13 protein-coding genes and 1 other RNA gene are annotated in these 16,844 nt (G+C 62.8%); 12 read left to right on the top strand and 2 right to left on the bottom strand.

Going from position 1 to position 16,844, the window contains the following annotated elements:
• Positions 1–52: 52 nt before the first annotated feature.
• Entirely contained in the window at positions 53–3,928 is a 3,876-nt protein-coding gene (locus NMG46_RS18300) for a hydantoinase B/oxoprolinase family protein (RefSeq protein ID WP_254819101.1), read from the bottom strand.
• Positions 3,929–4,102: 174 nt separating this feature from the next.
• Here NMG46_RS18300 and NMG46_RS18295 point away from each other — a divergent pair, with 174 nt between their 5' ends.
• From NMG46_RS18295 to rnpB, 5 genes are all read left to right on the top strand, one after another.
• The gene (locus NMG46_RS18295; protein WP_254819002.1) at positions 4,103–4,309 is read left to right on the top strand and encodes a hypothetical protein; all 207 of its coding nucleotides are present in this window, start codon (positions 4,103–4,105) and stop codon (positions 4,307–4,309) included.
• A gap of 248 nt (positions 4,310–4,557) precedes the next feature.
• Positions 4,558–5,277, top strand: coding sequence for a DnaJ family molecular chaperone (locus tag NMG46_RS18290; RefSeq protein ID WP_254819001.1), 720 nt, complete (start codon positions 4,558–4,560; stop codon positions 5,275–5,277).
• Positions 5,274–6,041: an N-acetylmuramoyl-L-alanine amidase gene (locus NMG46_RS18285; protein WP_254819000.1), complete on the top strand. Its 768-nt coding sequence runs from the start codon at positions 5,274–5,276 to the stop codon at positions 6,039–6,041. Before NMG46_RS18290 ends, NMG46_RS18285 begins: the two co-directional genes overlap by 4 nt.
• A 185-nt stretch (positions 6,042–6,226) precedes the next feature.
• Positions 6,227–6,970: a lytic transglycosylase domain-containing protein gene (locus NMG46_RS18280; RefSeq protein WP_254818999.1), complete on the top strand. Its 744-nt coding sequence runs from the start codon at positions 6,227–6,229 to the stop codon at positions 6,968–6,970.
• Between the two features lie 59 nt (positions 6,971–7,029).
• Positions 7,030–7,428: RNase P RNA component class A (gene rnpB / locus NMG46_RS18275), an RNA gene on the top strand.
• Between the two features lie 232 nt (positions 7,429–7,660).
• Here rnpB and NMG46_RS18270 read toward each other — a convergent pair.
• Positions 7,661–8,776, bottom strand: a complete 1,116-nt coding sequence (locus NMG46_RS18270) for a cystathionine gamma-lyase (protein ID WP_254818998.1) — start codon at positions 8,774–8,776, stop codon at positions 7,661–7,663.
• Between the two features lie 405 nt (positions 8,777–9,181).
• On the opposite strand from NMG46_RS18270, the gene mraZ reads away from it, so the two are divergent.
• The 7 genes from mraZ to mraY are packed head-to-tail and all read left to right on the top strand — an operon-like array spanning position 9,182 to position 16,838.
• Complete coding sequence (gene mraZ / locus NMG46_RS18265; RefSeq protein ID WP_254818997.1) at positions 9,182–9,640, top strand: division/cell wall cluster transcriptional repressor MraZ; 459 nt, start codon at positions 9,182–9,184, stop codon at positions 9,638–9,640.
• Complete coding sequence (rsmH, locus tag NMG46_RS18260; RefSeq protein ID WP_254818996.1) at positions 9,637–10,668, top strand: 16S rRNA (cytosine(1402)-N(4))-methyltransferase RsmH; 1,032 nt, start codon at positions 9,637–9,639, stop codon at positions 10,666–10,668. Before mraZ ends, rsmH begins: the two co-directional genes overlap by 4 nt.
• A 4-nt stretch (positions 10,669–10,672) precedes the next feature.
• Entirely contained in the window at positions 10,673–11,050 is a 378-nt protein-coding gene (locus NMG46_RS18255) for a hypothetical protein (protein ID WP_254818995.1), read from the top strand.
• The gene (locus tag NMG46_RS18250; RefSeq protein ID WP_254818994.1) at positions 11,047–12,792 is read left to right on the top strand and encodes a penicillin-binding protein 2; all 1,746 of its coding nucleotides are present in this window, start codon (positions 11,047–11,049) and stop codon (positions 12,790–12,792) included. The genes NMG46_RS18255 and NMG46_RS18250 overlap by 4 nt, the downstream gene beginning before the upstream one ends.
• 54 nt (positions 12,793–12,846) lie before the next feature.
• Positions 12,847–14,301, top strand: coding sequence for a UDP-N-acetylmuramoyl-L-alanyl-D-glutamate--2,6-diaminopimelate ligase (locus NMG46_RS18245; protein ID WP_254818993.1), 1,455 nt, complete (start codon positions 12,847–12,849; stop codon positions 14,299–14,301).
• Positions 14,298–15,731, top strand: a complete 1,434-nt coding sequence (locus tag NMG46_RS18240; RefSeq protein ID WP_254818992.1) for a UDP-N-acetylmuramoylalanyl-D-glutamyl-2,6-diaminopimelate--D-alanyl-D-alanine ligase — start codon at positions 14,298–14,300, stop codon at positions 15,729–15,731. Before NMG46_RS18245 ends, NMG46_RS18240 begins: the two co-directional genes overlap by 4 nt.
• Positions 15,732–15,755: 24 nt before the next feature.
• Complete coding sequence (gene mraY, locus NMG46_RS18235) at positions 15,756–16,838, top strand: phospho-N-acetylmuramoyl-pentapeptide-transferase (protein ID WP_254818991.1); 1,083 nt, start codon at positions 15,756–15,758, stop codon at positions 16,836–16,838.
• Positions 16,839–16,844: the final 6 nt, after the last annotated feature.

The following is a 16,844-nucleotide window of genomic DNA, read 5'->3' as shown; positions in this document are numbered from 1 at the left end:
AAGCGGGTAACGCAGGTGGATGACAGGCCGGTGACAACCTGTTGATGCGAGTTCAGGCTTCGCCAAATCCGCCTGCGGTGGGTGTCATCACAATGACTGCCTCGCCGGCGTCGAGCACCGTTTGATCGCAGGCTTTCAGCGTCTCGATCGCGCCGGTCTTGCGGCGAACCTTGGTCGAGCCGGCTTCGCCGTCGCCGCCGCCGTCCAGGCCTTGCGGCGGTCGGTTGCGATGCGAGGACAGGATCGCGCATTCCATCTTTTCGAGGAAGCGAATGATGCGCTTGGTGCCGTCGCCGGCATTCCATCTGCCTTTGCCGCCGGAGCCTTCGCGGATATGAAAATCCTCGAGCAATACCGGGAAACGCAGTTCCAGCACTTCCGGATCGGTCAGGCGCGAATTGGTCATATGGGTGTGGACGCCGGAGGTGCCGGCAAAGCCGCGGCCGTCGTTCATCCGGCCGGCCGGCGAGCCCGAGCAGATCGTCTCGTAATACTGGTACTGCTTGTTGCCGAAGGTGAGATTGTTCATCGTGCCTTGCGCATTGGCCATCGCCTTCATGGCGCCGAACAGCGCGTTGGTGACATGTTGCGAGGTCTCGACATTACCGGCCACGACTGCCGCGGGATAGGTGGGCTTCAGCATCGAGCCGTCGGGAATGATGATGTTGATCGGCCGCAGACATCCGGCATTCATTGGGATGTTGTCTTCGACCATGACGCGGAAGGCATAAAGCACCGCGGCTCGGGCGACCGGCTCTGGCGCATTGAAATTGTTCTTCATGACCGGCGACGTGCCGGTGAAGTCGACGGTGGCTTCGCGCTTCCGCCGGTCGATTGTGATCTTCACTTTGATCTTTTGCCCGGTGTCGGTCGGATATTCGTATTCGGAACTGTCGGGCAGCCGCTCCAGCACGCGGCGCACGCTTTCGGCGGCATTGTCCTGAACATGGCCCATGTAGGCTTCGACCACATCGAGGCCGAAATGCGAGACCATCTTACGCAGCTCGGCGATGCCCTTTTCGTTCGCGGCGATCTGCGCCTTGAGGTCGGCGATGTTCTGGTGCGGATTGCGCGCCGGGTAGGGGTGGTCGGTGAGCAGCGTCTCCAGGTCTTTCTCGCGGAACCGGCTGCGATCGACGATGCGGAAATTGTCAAACAGCACGCCTTCCTCGTCGACGGTGGTGGCAAGCGGCGTCATCGAGCCGGGCGCGGTGCCGCCGATGTCGGCGTGGTGGCCACGCGAGGCGACGTAGAAGAGAATGAGGGGTTCCTCCCTCCTTGAGGGGGAGGTGCCGCCGAAGGCGGCGGAGGGGGTCGCCGCGGCAGTGCTCGACGTTCTTGTGGTGCCTCCTGAGACGACCCCACCGGGCCGCTCCGCGGCCACCCTCCCCTCAAGGGGGAGGGAAAAAACAGGCGTCACCACGGTGATATCAGGCAGATGCGTGCCGCCATTGTAAGGCGCGTTCAGCGCAAAGACGTCGCCGGGGTGAATGTCGCCGGAATTGAGCCGGATGATGGTCTCCACCGAGCGATCCATGGAGCCGAGATGCACCGGCATGTGCGGTGCATTGGCGACCAGCGCGCCGTTCCGGTCGAAGACGGCGCAGGAGAAATCAAGCCGCTCCTTGATATTGACGGAATAGGCAGTGTTTTGCAGCGTTACGCCCATCTGTTCGGCGATCGACATGAACAGGTTGTTGAAGACCTCCAGCATCACTGGATCGGCTTCGGTGCCGAGTGCGGCGTGCCGGCGCTTCTTCTCGACGCGCCGCATCAATACGTGGTCCTTGGCGGTGATCTCGGCCTGCCAGCCCGGCTCGACGACAATGGTCTGGTTCGGCTCGATGATCAAAGCAGGGCCGGCGATCTTGTTACCAGGCTTCAGTGTTTCGCGAGGGAAGATGCCAGCGTCGCGCCAGACGCCGTCGACAAAGATTTTCCGGTTCCCGGAAGGACTTGCGGCCATATCTGCAACAACTGAATCGCTTTCATCGCGGCCGGTGCCGCCGGTGTCGGTACCTTCGACGCCGATCGATTCGACGATCATCGGCTTGTCGTCGTAGACAAAGCCGAACTGCGCCTTGTGCGCCGATTCGAAGTCCGTCTTGACCTGCGCGATCGAGCCGTGACCAAAGTTCACAGGCAGCGCAGTATCGGTGCCGTCATAGCGGACCTGCAGCACCGGCTTCGAGGCGACCGCGTCTTCGGCGATGCCTTGTGCGGCGAGTTCGTCGATGACGGCTTTGCGCAGCGTTGCGATGAGTTCATCGATCGCCGCCCCGGAGTCCTCCACCAGCGGCTTCAGCAGCGCCTGCTGGCGTGACGCAAATACAGAGGACAGGCCGATGCCGTATGCCGATAGCAGGCCGGAGAACGGATGGATCAGCACCGCCTCCATGCCCAGCGCATCGGCAACCAGGCAAGCGTGCTGGCCGCCGGCGCCGCCGAAACAGTTCAGGAGGTATTCGGTGACGTCATAGCCGCGCTGCACGGAAATCTTCTTGATGGCGTTGGCCATGTTTTCGACGGCGACGGTGACGAACCCCTCGGCGACGGCTTCCGGCGAGCGGCCGTCGCCGATCTCGGCGGCAAGGGCCGTGAATTTTTCGCGAACCGTCTGCACGTCGAGCGGTTCGTCCTGCCCCGGTCCAAAAATAGCCGGGAAGAACTCGGGCTGCAGCTTGCCCAGCATGACATTGGCGTCGGTGACGGCCAGCGGACCGCCGCGCCGGTAGGCGGCCGGGCCGGGGTTGGCGCCGGCCGAATCCGGCCCGGCGCGAAAGCGGCCGGCCTCGTAATGCAGGATCGAGCCGCCGCCGGCGGCGACGGTGTGGATGCGCATCATCGGCGCACGGATGCGCACGCCGGCGACCTCGGTGTCGAAGGCGCGCTCGTAGTCGCCATCATAGTGGGCGACATCGGTGGAGGTGCCGCCCATGTCGAAGCCGATGACCTTGCCGAAACCGGCGAGTTTTGCCGTCTCGACCATGCCGACGACGCCGCCGGCCGGGCCGGATAACAGCGCGTCCTTGCCCTGGAACATATCGGCAGCGGTGAGGCCGCCGGAGGACATCATGAACATGAGGCGAGGGCTTTCCCTCCCACCCGAGGAGAGGGTGGCGGCGAAGCCGCCGGGTGGGGTCGTTGCGGCAGTGCTCAATGTTCTGGCGGTGCCTTCTGAGATGACCCCCTCTGGCCGCTGCACGGCCATCTCCCCCTCGAGGCGGGAGAGGACGCCGAGCTCCTTCGCCACCTTCTGCACATATCTTGACAGAATCGGCGACAGATAGGCGTCGACCACCGTGGTGTCGCCGCGGCCGACCAGCTTGATCAGCGGCGAGACCTCGTGACTGACCGAGACCTGCGAGAATCCGAGCTTTCGACAGACTTTGGCGACCGCCTTTTCGTGCTCGGGGTGCTTCCAGGCATGCATGAAGACGATCGAGACCGCATCGATGCCGTCCGCCTTGGCTTGCTCAATAGCCGGGCGTACGGAAGCAATGTCGAGCAAACGCTCGACACTGCCGTCGGCACGAACCCGTTCGTCGATTTCGACGACACGCTCATAGAGCTGTTCGGGAAGGATGATCTGCTTGGCAAAGATATCGGGCCTGGCCTGATAGGCGATCCTCAGCGCATCGCGGAAGCCTTTGGTGATGAGCAGCAGCACGCGGTCGCCCTTGCGCTCGAGAAGCGCATTGGTGGCGACCGTGGTGCCCATCTTGACATCGCCGATCAGCGCGGAGGGGATCGGGGCGCCGGGCTGGACGCCGAGCAGTTCGCGAATGCCCTGGATGGCTGCATCGGCATAGGCTTCGGGATTTTCCGAAAGGAGTTTCCTTGGATGCAGCCCGCCTTGCGGGTCACGGCCGATGACATCGGTGAAGGTGCCGCCGCGGTCGATCCAGAAATCCCATTTTGCGGTCATGGCAGCGCTTCCGGGCATTTTCATTTAGGCATCCTGTTAGTGCTCAACGCTTTGTACGGCCAAGCGCTTGATGTTACACGCGGAAACGCAACGTTACGAAACTGATCATGATCTGACGCATTGTGCCCTCGATCGTCGCCGGCAACGGTGGCGTGATTAGAGGAGAGATATATCATGAAGAAACTCATTCTTGCGTCGGTCTCGGCGCTTGCCTTGCTTGGCGTTGCGGCCTGCAGCGACAGCGGCACCGACACCACCACGACGCAGAGCACCAACCCGCCGGCATCCGACCAGACGATGAAGCCGGCTGCTCCTGACGCAAACAAGCCTGCCGAGCCGGCCCCGGCTCCGGCGCCTGCGCCGGCTGCCCCGGCGCAGTAGTCGCAGTAGTCAACGTGACAGCCAAGAAAGGCCGGCCTCACACGCCGGCCTTTCTGCTGCTTACGATACCCGCGCATTGTGGCCGAGTGCGACGACACGGGTTTGCGCGCAGCGGCTTCCGTCTGCAGATTTTCCATGGATGAGCACTAGCGCCAGCCGCCTCAGGCATTCCGCCAAATCGATTGGGCCAGCCCCTGCGGCACTGTCTTGGCTTGATAGCGATGGGTGGTTGGCCCTATGAAGCCCCCATGTCGATTTGGGACCGCCTCGGCGACTTCGTCACACGCGTTTCATCTTCAGCGTCGTCAGGCGTCGCCGAAGTGGTCGAAGCCGTGCGTACGGTTTTCTCCGGCGATGCCGATTTGCGCCGGCGTGTCGCCTTCTCGGTGGCGATGATCGCGCTTTCGGCCAAGATGGCCAAGGCAGACGGCATCGTCACGCAAGACGAGGTGCGCGCCTTCCAGGAAATATTCGAGGTGCCGAAGGAACAGAGGCGCAATGTGGCGCGGCTCTACGATTTGGCCAAACGCGACATTGCCGGTTTCGAGACCTATGCCGAGCGTATGGCGCAGCTTTGCGGTTCGGGCCATACCAACTGCCTGATGCTCGAGGATATACTCGACGGGCTGTTCCACATCGCCAAGGCCGACGGGCTGGTGCATGAGCGCGAGGGCGAATTCCTGCATCGCATCGCCGAGATCTTCCGCATCGATGAGGCGCATTACCAGAGCATCCTGGCGCGGCATGTCGATCTGGGTGCCGCCGACCCCTATGTCGTGCTCGGCATCGAGCGTGGGAAGCCGTTCGACGAGGTCCGGAGGCGCTACCGCAAGCTGGTTTCCGACAATCATCCGGACCGGCTGATCGCACGCGGCCTGCCGCAGGAATTCATCAAGATCGCGACGACCAGGCTGGCGGCGATCAACGCGGCCTATGAAATGATCGAGCGAGGCCTGCGGCACGCATGAGCGGCTTTCCGCCCGACGAGCCGAGTGCCGAGGTCAGGGTATCGCCGAATTTCGGACCGCGGCGCGGGACGCCCGGACCCGATATGATCGTGCTGCACTACACCGGCATGGCAACCGGGGCCGCTGCCGAGGCATGGTTGTGCGATCCGGCAAGCGAGGTGTCGTCGCACTATCTGGTCCATGAGGACGGCCGCATTGTTCAGATGGTAAGGGAAAGCGACCGCGCCTGGCATGCCGGCAAGAGCTCGTGGTTCGGACAGAGCGACATCAACTCCTGTTCGATCGGCATCGAGATCGTCAATCCGGGGAATACGCTCGGCTATCGCAACTTTCCAAAACCGCAGATCGACGCGGTGATCGGCCTGTGTGCCGGCATCGTCAAGCGCCATTCCATTCCGGCGCAGCGGGTGCTCGCCCATTCCGACGTGGCACCGGGGCGCAAGGTCGATCCGGGCGAGAAGTTTCCATGGAAAGCCTTGTTTGCTGCCGGCATCGGCCATGTTGTGCCGGCAGCACCGATCCGGCGCGGCGCCGTGCTGAAGCCAGGCGATACCGGCGCCGATGTTGAGGCACTGCAGTCGATGCTGGCGCTTTATGGTTATGGCGTCGAGATCACCGGCGCTTTCGACCGGCAGACCGAAATCGTGGTCGAGGCATTTCAACGGCATTTCCGGCAGCGCCTGGTCGACGGCGTGGCTGACGGATCGACGATCCGCACGCTGGAAAGGCTGCTCGCTTCCGTAAGGATAGCCTCTCTCAAATAACCTTTTGCCAGATTAAAAGTTACAATCTGTTACTCAAAGTGACTTGCGTCGCCTTCTTTGGCGCCAATTCCGTCGTCAAAGGCGATCCGTACAGATTGTCGGACCTCTATCCCCCCAGATGTCCCGACGTTGATTGAGGGTATCTGCGCGAAGTTCTTTGTGTAGATCAAACAGAACAGGATCACATGCAGAAATTGACCGTTTTAACGGCAGCCATTGCTGCCGGCGTAATGACTTTTGCCTTCAGCGCGGCAAACAGCGCACCGCTGAGCCAGCGGGCCGATCAGGGCTTCAGTGCCGCAGCCGGCAAAACCGCCATGCCGAAGGATGGTGCAAAAGTAGAGAAGACCGCCATCGCGAAAGTGGAAAAAGCGGCCGCGGTAAGGACGAAAAAGGCAGTCTCCGCGAAAAGGCCAACCGCTGCGAGAAAGACAATCGCCAAACAGCATGTGAAGCGTAACCGCAAACGCATCGACCGCATGGCAACGGCGTCAGTCGCTCCGAAGAGCAGGCCAGCGCCCCAGGCGGCGGTTGTCGGCGGCAGCGGACAGTATTCGGCGATCATTGCGCGTTATGCCGCCAGCTATGGCGTGCCGGTGTCGCTCGCCAATGCCGTCATCAAGATCGAAAGCAACTACCAGCCGAACCAGGTCGGCAGCGCTGGCGAGATCGGCCTGATGCAGATCAAGCCGGCGACGGCAAGAATGATGGGCTATAGCGGTTCGGTTCAGGGTCTCTACGATCCCGATACCAACATCAAATACGGCATGAAGTACCTTGCCATGGCGCGGGATCTCGGCGGCGGCACGACCTGCGGCACGATCCTGAAATACAATGCCGGCCACGCCGCCACACGGATGAACCCGGTGTCCGCAGCCTATTGCGGCAAGGTCAAGGTGCAACTGGCAGCACTTGGAGCGCCCGCCTGACAATGGATAACTTGCTTTTTCGTTTGCGTTTTCGGGCCCGAACCCCTTTATACGCCTTGCCAGCTGGCCGGGCGGCCGCACCCGCGAAGCCGAAAGGCTGCGGGTGAGGAAAGTCCGGGCTCCATGGAGACACGGTGCCGGTTAATGGCCGGCGGGGGCGACCCCAGGGAAAGTGCCACAGAAAGCAAACCGCCACGATCCAATCGTGGCAAGGGTGAAAGGGTGGGGTAAGAGCCCACCGCGCGACTGGCAACAGGAGCGGCACGGTAAACCCCACCGGGAGCAAGACCGAATAGGGACGGTGCGAGGGGAAACCCTCGGGGGCTGTTTCCGGCTCACCGTCCGGGTAGGTTGCGTGAGGCGCATGGCAACATGCGCCCAAGATGAATGGCCGCCGCGTTCTCGCCCCGAAAGGGGCGAGGGCCATACAGAACCCGGCTTACAGGCCAGCTGGCAGTTTTCTACCCATGTCGCGCAAAACAGCGAGGCTGCGGCCGATCGATTGCTCGATCGGATCGAAGCCCGCTGGCAGCAAGTGGCCACTTATCCCTTCTCAGCTGCGCGCGCGAAGACATCGCGCCCGGCATCCGTCACCTGATCGTCGGCGAATACCTCACCCTGTGTCGTGTCGTCGAAGAGGCGACCGAAATCGTTCGCGTCCTCCACGGCCGGCGCAAGATCGACGCCGGCTCAGCCACCGATTGCGTCCAGCGACGCCTCGATCGCCTGCCAAAGCTCTTCCACCGGCTCGCAGCCGACCGACAGGCGAACGAAGCCGGGCGGAACGGCATCTCCCCTTTTTGATCGCCGTTCGGCCGACGTGTGCACGCCGCCGAACGATGTCGCGGCCTGCATCAAGGCGCAATTGTTGATGAAATCCTCGGCCTTGTCCTCCGAGGCGAGCACGAACGAGATGAGAAAGCCGAAGCGCTCCATCTGGGCGCGGGCAAGATTGTGCGATGGGTCGCTCTCCAGTCCCGGAAAGCGCAAGCCGCTGATCGCGCGATGGGTCTTCAGCCGTCGCGCTATCATTTCGGCGGAAGTGCACATGCGGTCGAAGCGCACGTCCAGCGTTTCGAGACCGCGATGCACCAGCCATGCCTCGAACGGCCCGGGGATGGCGCCCGACGTCTCGCGCCAGTCGGTCACCCTCGAGATAATGTCCGCGTCGCGGCTGGCGACATGGCCGAACAGCACATCGGAATGGCCGTTTGGTGCCTTGGTGTCGGCAGCAATGACGATATCTGCGCCGAGATCGAGCGGGCGCTGGCCGAAAGGTGTCATCGTCGTGTTGTCGACCACAAGCACCGCACCCGCTCTATGCACGGCTTCGGCGACGGCTGCGATGTCGCATATGTCCAGTCCTGGGTTGGCGGGTGTTTCGACGAAGGCAAGCCGATAGCCGTCGAAGCCGCCGTCGAGAAAGCTCGACGTTGGCCGGACATCGTAGGCAACGCCGAAGGCTTTCAGGAAACGGTCTGCCAGCGCTCGCGTCGTATGATAACCGTCGGACGGCAGCAGGATACGGTCGCCGGCTTTGAGCAGGCCGAAAAATACCCCCGAGATGGCAGCCATTCCCGAGGGAAAGGCGACGCATGGGGCGTCCTCCAAATGCGCCAGCATGTGCTCGACCGCATCCCAGGTCGGATTGCTGAAGCGGCCATATTGATCGAAGCCGGTGGCGTCGCCGGGCGCATGAAAGATGGCGGCCATGGTCAGGGGCAAGGGGATCGGGTCGCCCTTGGCCAGCCCGCCGCGGCGCAGATGGGGAAGTGCCGCGGCGCGTGACTTGGCTGTATCGGACATGATTTCAAACCTCGTTACTGACCGGAAAAGGAGGTGCCGAGGCTATGCGCGGCAGCGATCCGCAGCAAGTCGGCTCCGGTGGGCCACACGGCTCTAAACGCTTCGTTAGGCTTAATAGACGATAAAGACGGGAGTGCCGTCAAAGCTGCTCTCCCCAGTTGTGGCAGGCGCGTTTTGAAGACTGTTCCCGTTGACGCCCATAACACCCCATGATATCCCATTCCGATACTCAAGCCTTCGTTCCGTGTCAGGGTGAAGCGTACGCCAATCGGGCAGCCGCTGCGGCTGCGCGTTTGCCTGCGTTCGCCCGTCATAACGAAGTGGGTTTTGGACGCCGACCGGGCTGGGGCGGCGCGGACAGGAAGATGCAGAGGGGTGCGGCGGCGCAAGCGGCCGTAACGCGTAATGGACCGGTTTCTGTCGAACGCGGTGAACAGGATCGATGCGAAGGGACGGGTGTCCGTGCCGGCGCATTTCCGTGCCGTTGTGCAGAAACGCGGCTATTCGGAACTTTATGCGCTACGCTGCCTGGATCGCCCGGCGATGGATGTCGGTGGGCTCGACCTGCTCGATCGCTACGAGCAGCGCATCGCCCAGGAAGACCCGTTCCTGCAGACGGCGGACGACATGTCGTTCTTCTGCCATGGCGATGGAACGTTTCTGAAGCTCGACCAGGACGGCCGTATCACGATGAGCGATTTCATTCGCGAGCATACCGGCATTTCAGCGGAAGTGGCCTTCGTTGGTCGCGGCAATTTCTTTCAGATCTGGGAGCCCGGACGGCTCAGCGCCTATGGGACGGAAGCACGCGCCCGGCTTTTGCAGCTTCGGCAGGGGACGAAGCCCGGGGAGCGGCCGGAATGATGGCGGGCGACGGCGATGAAGTTCATGCCGCTGGCGGACCAGCCCGCCACATTCCGGTCCTCCTTGCCGAAGTTCTGGAGGCGCTGGCCCCGACAAAAGGCGAGGTGATCGTCGACGGCACGTTCGGTGCCGGCGGCTACACCAAGGCCATTCTGGCAAGCGGAGCCTCGGTCGTCGCTATCGACCGCGATCCGGATGCGATCGCGGCGGGGCGGGCCCTTGAACAGCAGTCCGGCGGCAAGCTCAGGCTTGTCCAGGCACCGTTCTCGACGCTCGACGAGCAGGTTGAAAGTGCCGATGGCGTCGTGCTCGACATCGGCATCTCCTCCATGCAGATCGACCAGCCGGAGCGCGGCTTTTCGTTCCGGGCCGATGGACCGCTCGACATGCGCATGGCGCAGGCGGGCCTGAGCGCCGCCGACGTCGTCAACACCTTCAAGGTGGGCGATCTTGCCCGCATCTTCGGTTTTCTCGGCGAGGAACGCCATGCCGGGCGCATCGCCCGCATGATCGAAAGCCGTCGCGAAAAACGCCCCTTCGAGCGCACGCTCGACCTTGCCGATGCCATCGAGACGCATATCGGTCGCGCGCCGAAAGACAAGATCCATCCGGCCACCCGCGTTTTCCAGGCGCTGCGGGTCTTCGTCAATGACGAACTCGGCGAACTGGCCAAGGCGCTGTTTGCCGCCGAGCGCGTGCTGGAACCGGGCGGGCGGCTTGCCGTGGTGACCTTCCATTCCCTGGAGGACCGCATTGTCAAGCGCTTCATCGCCGACAGAGCCGATTCAGCGACCGGATCGCGGCATCTGCCCGAGGCCCAGGCGCGCACCGCCACCTTCACCAAGAAGGGCGGCGGCGTGACGCCTGGCGATGCCGAGATATCAGCAAATCCGCGGGCGCGCTCGGCAAGGCTGCGCGCTGCGATCCGTACAGAGGCGCCGGCGCGTGCCGGCGATTTTTCGATTTTCGGCCTGCCAAAACTGCCTGGCCCAAAGCTTCCCGGCGCCGATCGACCGGGAGAGAGGTGAGCACGTGTTTCGTACCAGCGACATAGTCCTGATCGCCGTCATGGTTTCGGCGGCTGCCCTGACCTACAAGACCAAGCGCGAGGCCGAGGAGCAACTGGCGGCAGTGCACAAGATCCAGGCGCAGATCCGTTATGAAGAGGACACGATCGACCTGCTCAAGGCGGACTGGAGCCTGCTTACCCAGCCGTCCCGCCTGCAAAAGCTCACCGAAATCTACAAATCGCAACTCGGACTCGAGCCGGTCAATGCGCGGCAGATCGTCGGGCTGGACGATCTGCCGGCGAAGCCCGTCAACATCGAGGACCTTTCATCGCAGCGGCTGGGCGGCATGGCCGATGTCGGCGGCAAGGATCCCGTGGTGACCGGAGGCATCATCCAATGATCCGCGGATTTCCAATCGCCGCCAGATTTCCAAAGGTTGGGAGGCTACTGAAGCGCGGTTCGAAGCCCGGTGCGGGCGGATCGATCGTCGTCGAAGGCGCCCGCAAGGCGACCGGTGGCAAGGGCAGGACCCGCATCGTCATGACGATGGCGGTGTTCTTCGGTATCTATTCTACCATTGCCGGGCGGCTGGTCTATCTGGGTTTCCAGAATCCCGACCTGTCGGGCGGCCCCCAGAGCCGAGTGACGGCATCGCGACCCGACATCGTTGACCGTAACGGTGAAGTGCTGGCGACCGACATCAAGACGGCGTCGCTGTTTGCTGAGCCGCGCCGCATCGTCGATGCCGACGAGGCGATCGAAAAACTGTCGACGGTGCTTCCCGAGATCGACTACGAGCAGACATACAACAAGCTGAAGAGCGGCGCCGGCTTCGTCTGGCTGCAGCGGCAACTGACGCCGAAGCAGCAGGCCGACATCATGCAGCTCGGCATCCCCGGCTTCGGCTTCCGCACCGAAAAGCGCCGGTTCTATCCGGCCGGCGAAACCTCGTCCTACATTGTCGGCCTCACCAACATCGACAATCAGGGCATCTCCGGCATGGAGAAATACATAGACGAACAAGGCTTGAGCGACCTTCAGGCGTCGGGCCTGGCGGTGGCCAAGGATTTGAAACCGGTGCAGCTCTCGATCGACCTGCGCGTCCAGCATATCGTGCGCGACGAGGTCGCCACCGGCATGGAAAAGTACCACGCGATCGCGGCGGGCGCCGTCGTGCTCAATGTCAAGACCGGCGAGGTGCTGGCGATGGCCTCCGTTCCGGATTTCGATCCGAACAACCCCTATAATGCGCAGGACAAGGACCGGCTCAACCGAATGTCCGCAGGCCTCTACGAAATGGGGTCGACCTTCAAGAGCTTCACCACCGCCATGGCGCTCGATTCCGGCAAGATAACGCTGCAAAGCCGCTTCGACGCGTCGCGCCCGATCAGGATCGGCCATCAAACCATCCATGATTTCCATGCCAAGGGCCGGATACTGTCAGTTCCGGAAGTGTTCATCTACTCGTCCAATATCGGTTCTGCCAAGGAAGCCGAAGCGGTTGGCATCGACGGACACCGCGAATTCCTGCATCGCCTGGGAATCCTCGAGAAGATGCAGACCGAACTGCCGGAAGTCGCTCGGCCGACCGAGCCCAAGGTCTGGAAGCAGGTCAATTCGATCACCATCGCCTTCGGCCACGGCGTGTCGACGACGCCGCTGCAGACAGCGGTCGGCTGCGCCGCGCTGATGAATGGCGGCTATCTGATGGACCCAACCTTCCTGCCTCGCACGCAGGAGCAGGCGATGGCGGTGGCCAAGAAAGTGGTCAGCGACAAGACGGTCGAGGGCATGCGCTATCTCTATGCACTCAATGCCGAAAAGGGATCCGGTCGCAATGCACGGGTGCCAGGATACCGGGTGGGCGGCAAGACGGGAACGGCGGAGAAGGTCGTCAACGGCCGCTACTCGAAGGAAAAGAATTTCAACGCCTTCGTTGCAGCTTTCCCGATGGACGATCCGCAATACATAGTGCTTACGATCGCCGACGAACCGAAGCCGGAAAAGCCCGGCATGGGTGCTACGGCCGCCTCGAACGCGGGCATCATGGCTGCAAACATCATCCGACGTGCGGCTTCCATGCTTGGCGTGAAGCCAGATTTCAGCCATGAAAATGGTGCAACGCTGGTTTCCTATCAGTGATTCTTCGGGCGCGCCGGCAACTGCGCGCTATTTTGTTGCGATGAACGGGGTTCGATGAAGCTGAAAAATCTAGCCGGTATCCTGCCTGTCGATGGGACGGCTCCCTTCGACATGGAGGTTACAGGGATTTCGTCGGATTCCCGCCAGGTAACAGAGGGCGTCGTCTTTTTCGCGCTCACCGGCTCCAAGGCGGATGGCGCAGCCTATGCAGCCGACGCCGCGAGCCGCGGCGCCGCAGCGATCGTGGTCGGCAAGGGCAGTGCGGTCGCCGGGCTGCCAGTGCCGGTTCTTGTCGTAGACGATCCGCGCCTTGCGCTGGCGCAGAGTGCGGCCCGTTATTTCGGCAAGCAACCACAAACCATGGTCGCGGTGACCGGAACCAGCGGCAAGACCTCGGTCGCCGCATTCACCCGGCAGATATGGGAGCAGGCGGGTTTCGCCGCCGCCTCGATCGGCACGACCGGCGTGGTGGCGCCGGGCCGCAACGAATATGGCTCGCTGACCACGCCGGATCCGGTGGCATTGCACAGGCTGCTCAAGGAACTGGCGGAGGCCGGCGTCACCCACGCCGCGATGGAAGCGTCCAGCCATGGCCTCGACCAGCGCCGGCTCGACGGCGTCAAGCTTACGGCCGGCGGCTTCACCAATCTCGGCCGCGACCATATGGACTATCATCCGACGGTCGAGGACTATCATCGCGCCAAATTGCGTCTGTTCGACGCGCTGCTGCCGAAGGGCGCGCCGGCCGTCATCTTTGCCGACGACCCGTGGTCGGAGCCGACGATCAAGGCGGCGCATGCTGCGGGACTGAACGTGCTGACGGTCGGACGCCACGGCGATTTCCTGCGGCTGAAGCGGGTCGAGCACGAGCGCCACCGCCAGCGCGCCGAGGTTGAAGCGGACGGCGTTCTCCATGAAGTCGACTTGCCGCTGGCTGGCGACTTCCAGATTGCAAATGCGCTGGTGTCGGCCGGCCTCGCCATTTCGACTGGAACATCTGTTGCCAAAGCGTTGATGGCGCTGGAGAAATTGAAGGGCGCGCCGGGACGGCTCGACCTTGTCGGGACGGCCGCCAACGGCGCGCCCGTCTATGTCGACTACGCTCACAAGCCGGATGCACTGGAAAACGTGCTGGCTTCGGTGCGCCCCTTTACCACGGGCCGCGTCATCGTCGTATTCGGTTGCGGCGGCGACCGCGACCGGGGCAAGCGGCCGATCATGGGCGAGATCGCCACAAGGCTGGCCGATGTCGTCATCGTCACCGACGACAATCCCCGCTCGGAAGTCCCCGAGACGATCCGCGCCGCGATCCTGGCGGCTGCACCGGGGGCGATCGAGATCGGCGACCGGCGCAAGGCCATCCACCAGGCAGTCGGGATGCTTCACGCCGGCGATACGCTGATCGTGGCCGGCAAGGGCCATGAGGAAGGCCAGACCATCGGTGCCGAGACGCTGCATTTTTCCGATCATGAGGAAGTTCGCTCGGCGCTCAGGGAGCAAGCGGCGTGAGCTATCTGTGGACCTCCGAGGCGCTGGTTGCCGCCATGGATGGCCGGCCGCTCGGTCCGATGCCTGAAGGTATCGCCGGCATTTCCATCGACAGCCGCAGCCTGCAGCCGGGAGACGCCTTCTTCGCCATCAAGGGCGAGGCCATGGACGGCCATGATTTCGTCACCGCCGCCATCAAGGCGGGTGCCGGCGTGCTGGTCGTCGCCGAGGGCAAGCTGCCGTCGTTGGGGCGGCTGACGGCACCGATGATCGTCGTGGAGGATGTGCTCGTCGCGCTGGAAAAGCTCGGCGTTGCGGCGCGCGCACGCTCAAAGGCGAGGGTGATTGCCGTGACCGGATCGGCGGGCAAAACCACCACCAAGGAAGCACTGCGCCACGCTCTCTCCGCGGTCGGTACCGTGCATGCATCGGCCCAGTCGTTTAACAATCACTGGGGTGTGCCGCTGACGCTGGCGCGCATGCCCCGGGATTGTGATTTTGCCGTCTTCGAGATCGGCATGAACCATCCGGACGAGATCCGGCCTCTGGTCAAGATGGTCCGGCCGCATGTCGCCATCATCACGCTGATCGCGGCCGCTCACCTAGGCTTCTTCCGCAACCTGGACGAGATTGCCAAGGCCAAGGCGGAGGTTTTCGAAGGACTGGAGCCCGGTGGCGCCGCCCTTCTCAACCGCGACGACTCGCGCTGGAAGCTGCTGGAGAAGATGGCGAAAGAGGCCGGCGTCGAGCATGTTTACGGATTCGGCGAGAATGCCCGGGCGACCTTCAAACTGATCAAATGCGAACTCGATGCCGATCATTCCGTGATAACCGCCAAGATTGGCGGCCATGAGATCGTCGCCAGGATCGGCGCGCCGGGCCGCCATATGGTGCAGAATGTGCTGGCGGTGCTGGGTGCAGCGCATCTGGTCGGAGCCGACGTCACCAGGGTTGCGCAGGCGCTGGCTGATCTTTCGCCCGAACGCGGACGCGGCAAACGCTATATGTTGCGCCACCCCAAGGGGCCGATCACGCTGATCGACGAGAGCTACAACGCCAATCCGGCGTCGATGAGCGCTGCAATGGCGCTGCTCAACACGACGCCGGTGTCGGGCGAGGGCAGGCGTATTGCCGTGCTCGGCGATATGCTCGAGCTCGGCAGCCATTCGGCGAAATTGCATGCCGCCCTTGCCGACCTGATCGTCGGCACCGACACGCGCACGGTTTTTCTCGGCGGCCCGGAAATGCGGGCGCTGGCCGACGTTTTGCCCGGCGAGATCAGGACGGAGTACCGCGCCGGCGCGGAAGATCTGAAACCGGTGCTTCTGTCGGAGTTGAGGCCGGGTGACGTGGTTATGATCAAATCGTCGAAGGGCATAGGCTTTTCAAAGCTGGTCGAGGCATTGCTCGGCAAGTTTCCGGCGGAAGCCACAACCAGCAGACAGACCTAGGATCGGTCCGGGGGACGCAAGCGCATGTTAACACTGCTCGTCGAATTTGCGGACAAGATCTCGGTCTTCAACGTCTTCCGCTACATAACTTTCCGCACCGGCGGGGCACTGATCACGGCGGCGCTGATCGTGTTCATCTTCGGACCGACCATCATCAATTCGCTGAGGCTGCGGCAAGGCAAGGGACAGCCGATCCGCGCCGACGGGCCGCAGACGCATTTCAAGAAGGCGGGAACGCCGACCATGGGCGGGCTGATGATCCTGTCCGGCATCATCGGTTCGTCACTGCTGTGGGCGAACCTGTCGAGCATCTACGTCTGGGTGGTGATGCTGGTGACGCTGGGGTTCGGCTCGATCGGCTTTTACGACGACTACCTCAAGGTGACGAAGCAATCGCATCTCGGCTTCTCCGGCAAAGCTCGGCTGGGGCTCGAATTTGCCATCGCAGGCATCGCCGCTTGGGTGATCATGCATAACGGCCAGGCGCCGTTCTCGTCGTCGTTGACATTCCCTTTCGCCAAGGAGTTTCTCGTCAATCTCGGCTGGTTCTTCATCCCGTTCTCGTGCTTCGTCATCGTCGGCGCCGGCAATGCGGTGAACCTGACCGACGGCCTCGACGGACTGGCGATTGTGCCGATCATGATCGCGGCGGCGTCCTTCGGCGTCATCGCCTATCTCTCCGGCAACGCGGTATTCGCCGAATATCTTCAGATCCATTTCGTGCCCGGTACCGGCGAACTGGCGGTGGTCCTTGGAGCGGTGATCGGCGCCGGGCTCGGCTTCCTGTGGTTCAATGCGCCGCCGGCGGCCATCTTCATGGGCGATACCGGCTCGCTGGCGCTGGGCGGGCTGATCGGCACGGTCGCCGTGGCGACCAAGCACGAGATCGTGCTGGTCATTGTCGGAGGCCTGTTCGTTGTCGAGATATTCTCGGTCATCATCCAGGTCGGCTACTTCAAGATGACCGGCAAGCGCGTCTTCCTGATGGCGCCGATCCACCATCATTTCGAAAAGCTCGGCTGGACCGAAAGCCAGGTGGTGATCCGCTTCTGGATCATCGCTGTCATCCTGGCGCTGGTCGGCCTGTCGACCCTGAAGCTCAGATAGGAGGCC

The sequence above is a fragment of the Mesorhizobium sp. LMG 17147 genome (assembly GCF_024297145.1).
In the GTDB taxonomy this organism is placed as follows: domain Bacteria; phylum Pseudomonadota; class Alphaproteobacteria; order Rhizobiales; family Rhizobiaceae; genus Mesorhizobium.
The sequence above is the reverse complement of the archived record's forward strand: the minus strand, read 5'-3'. Positions and strand labels throughout refer to the sequence as shown.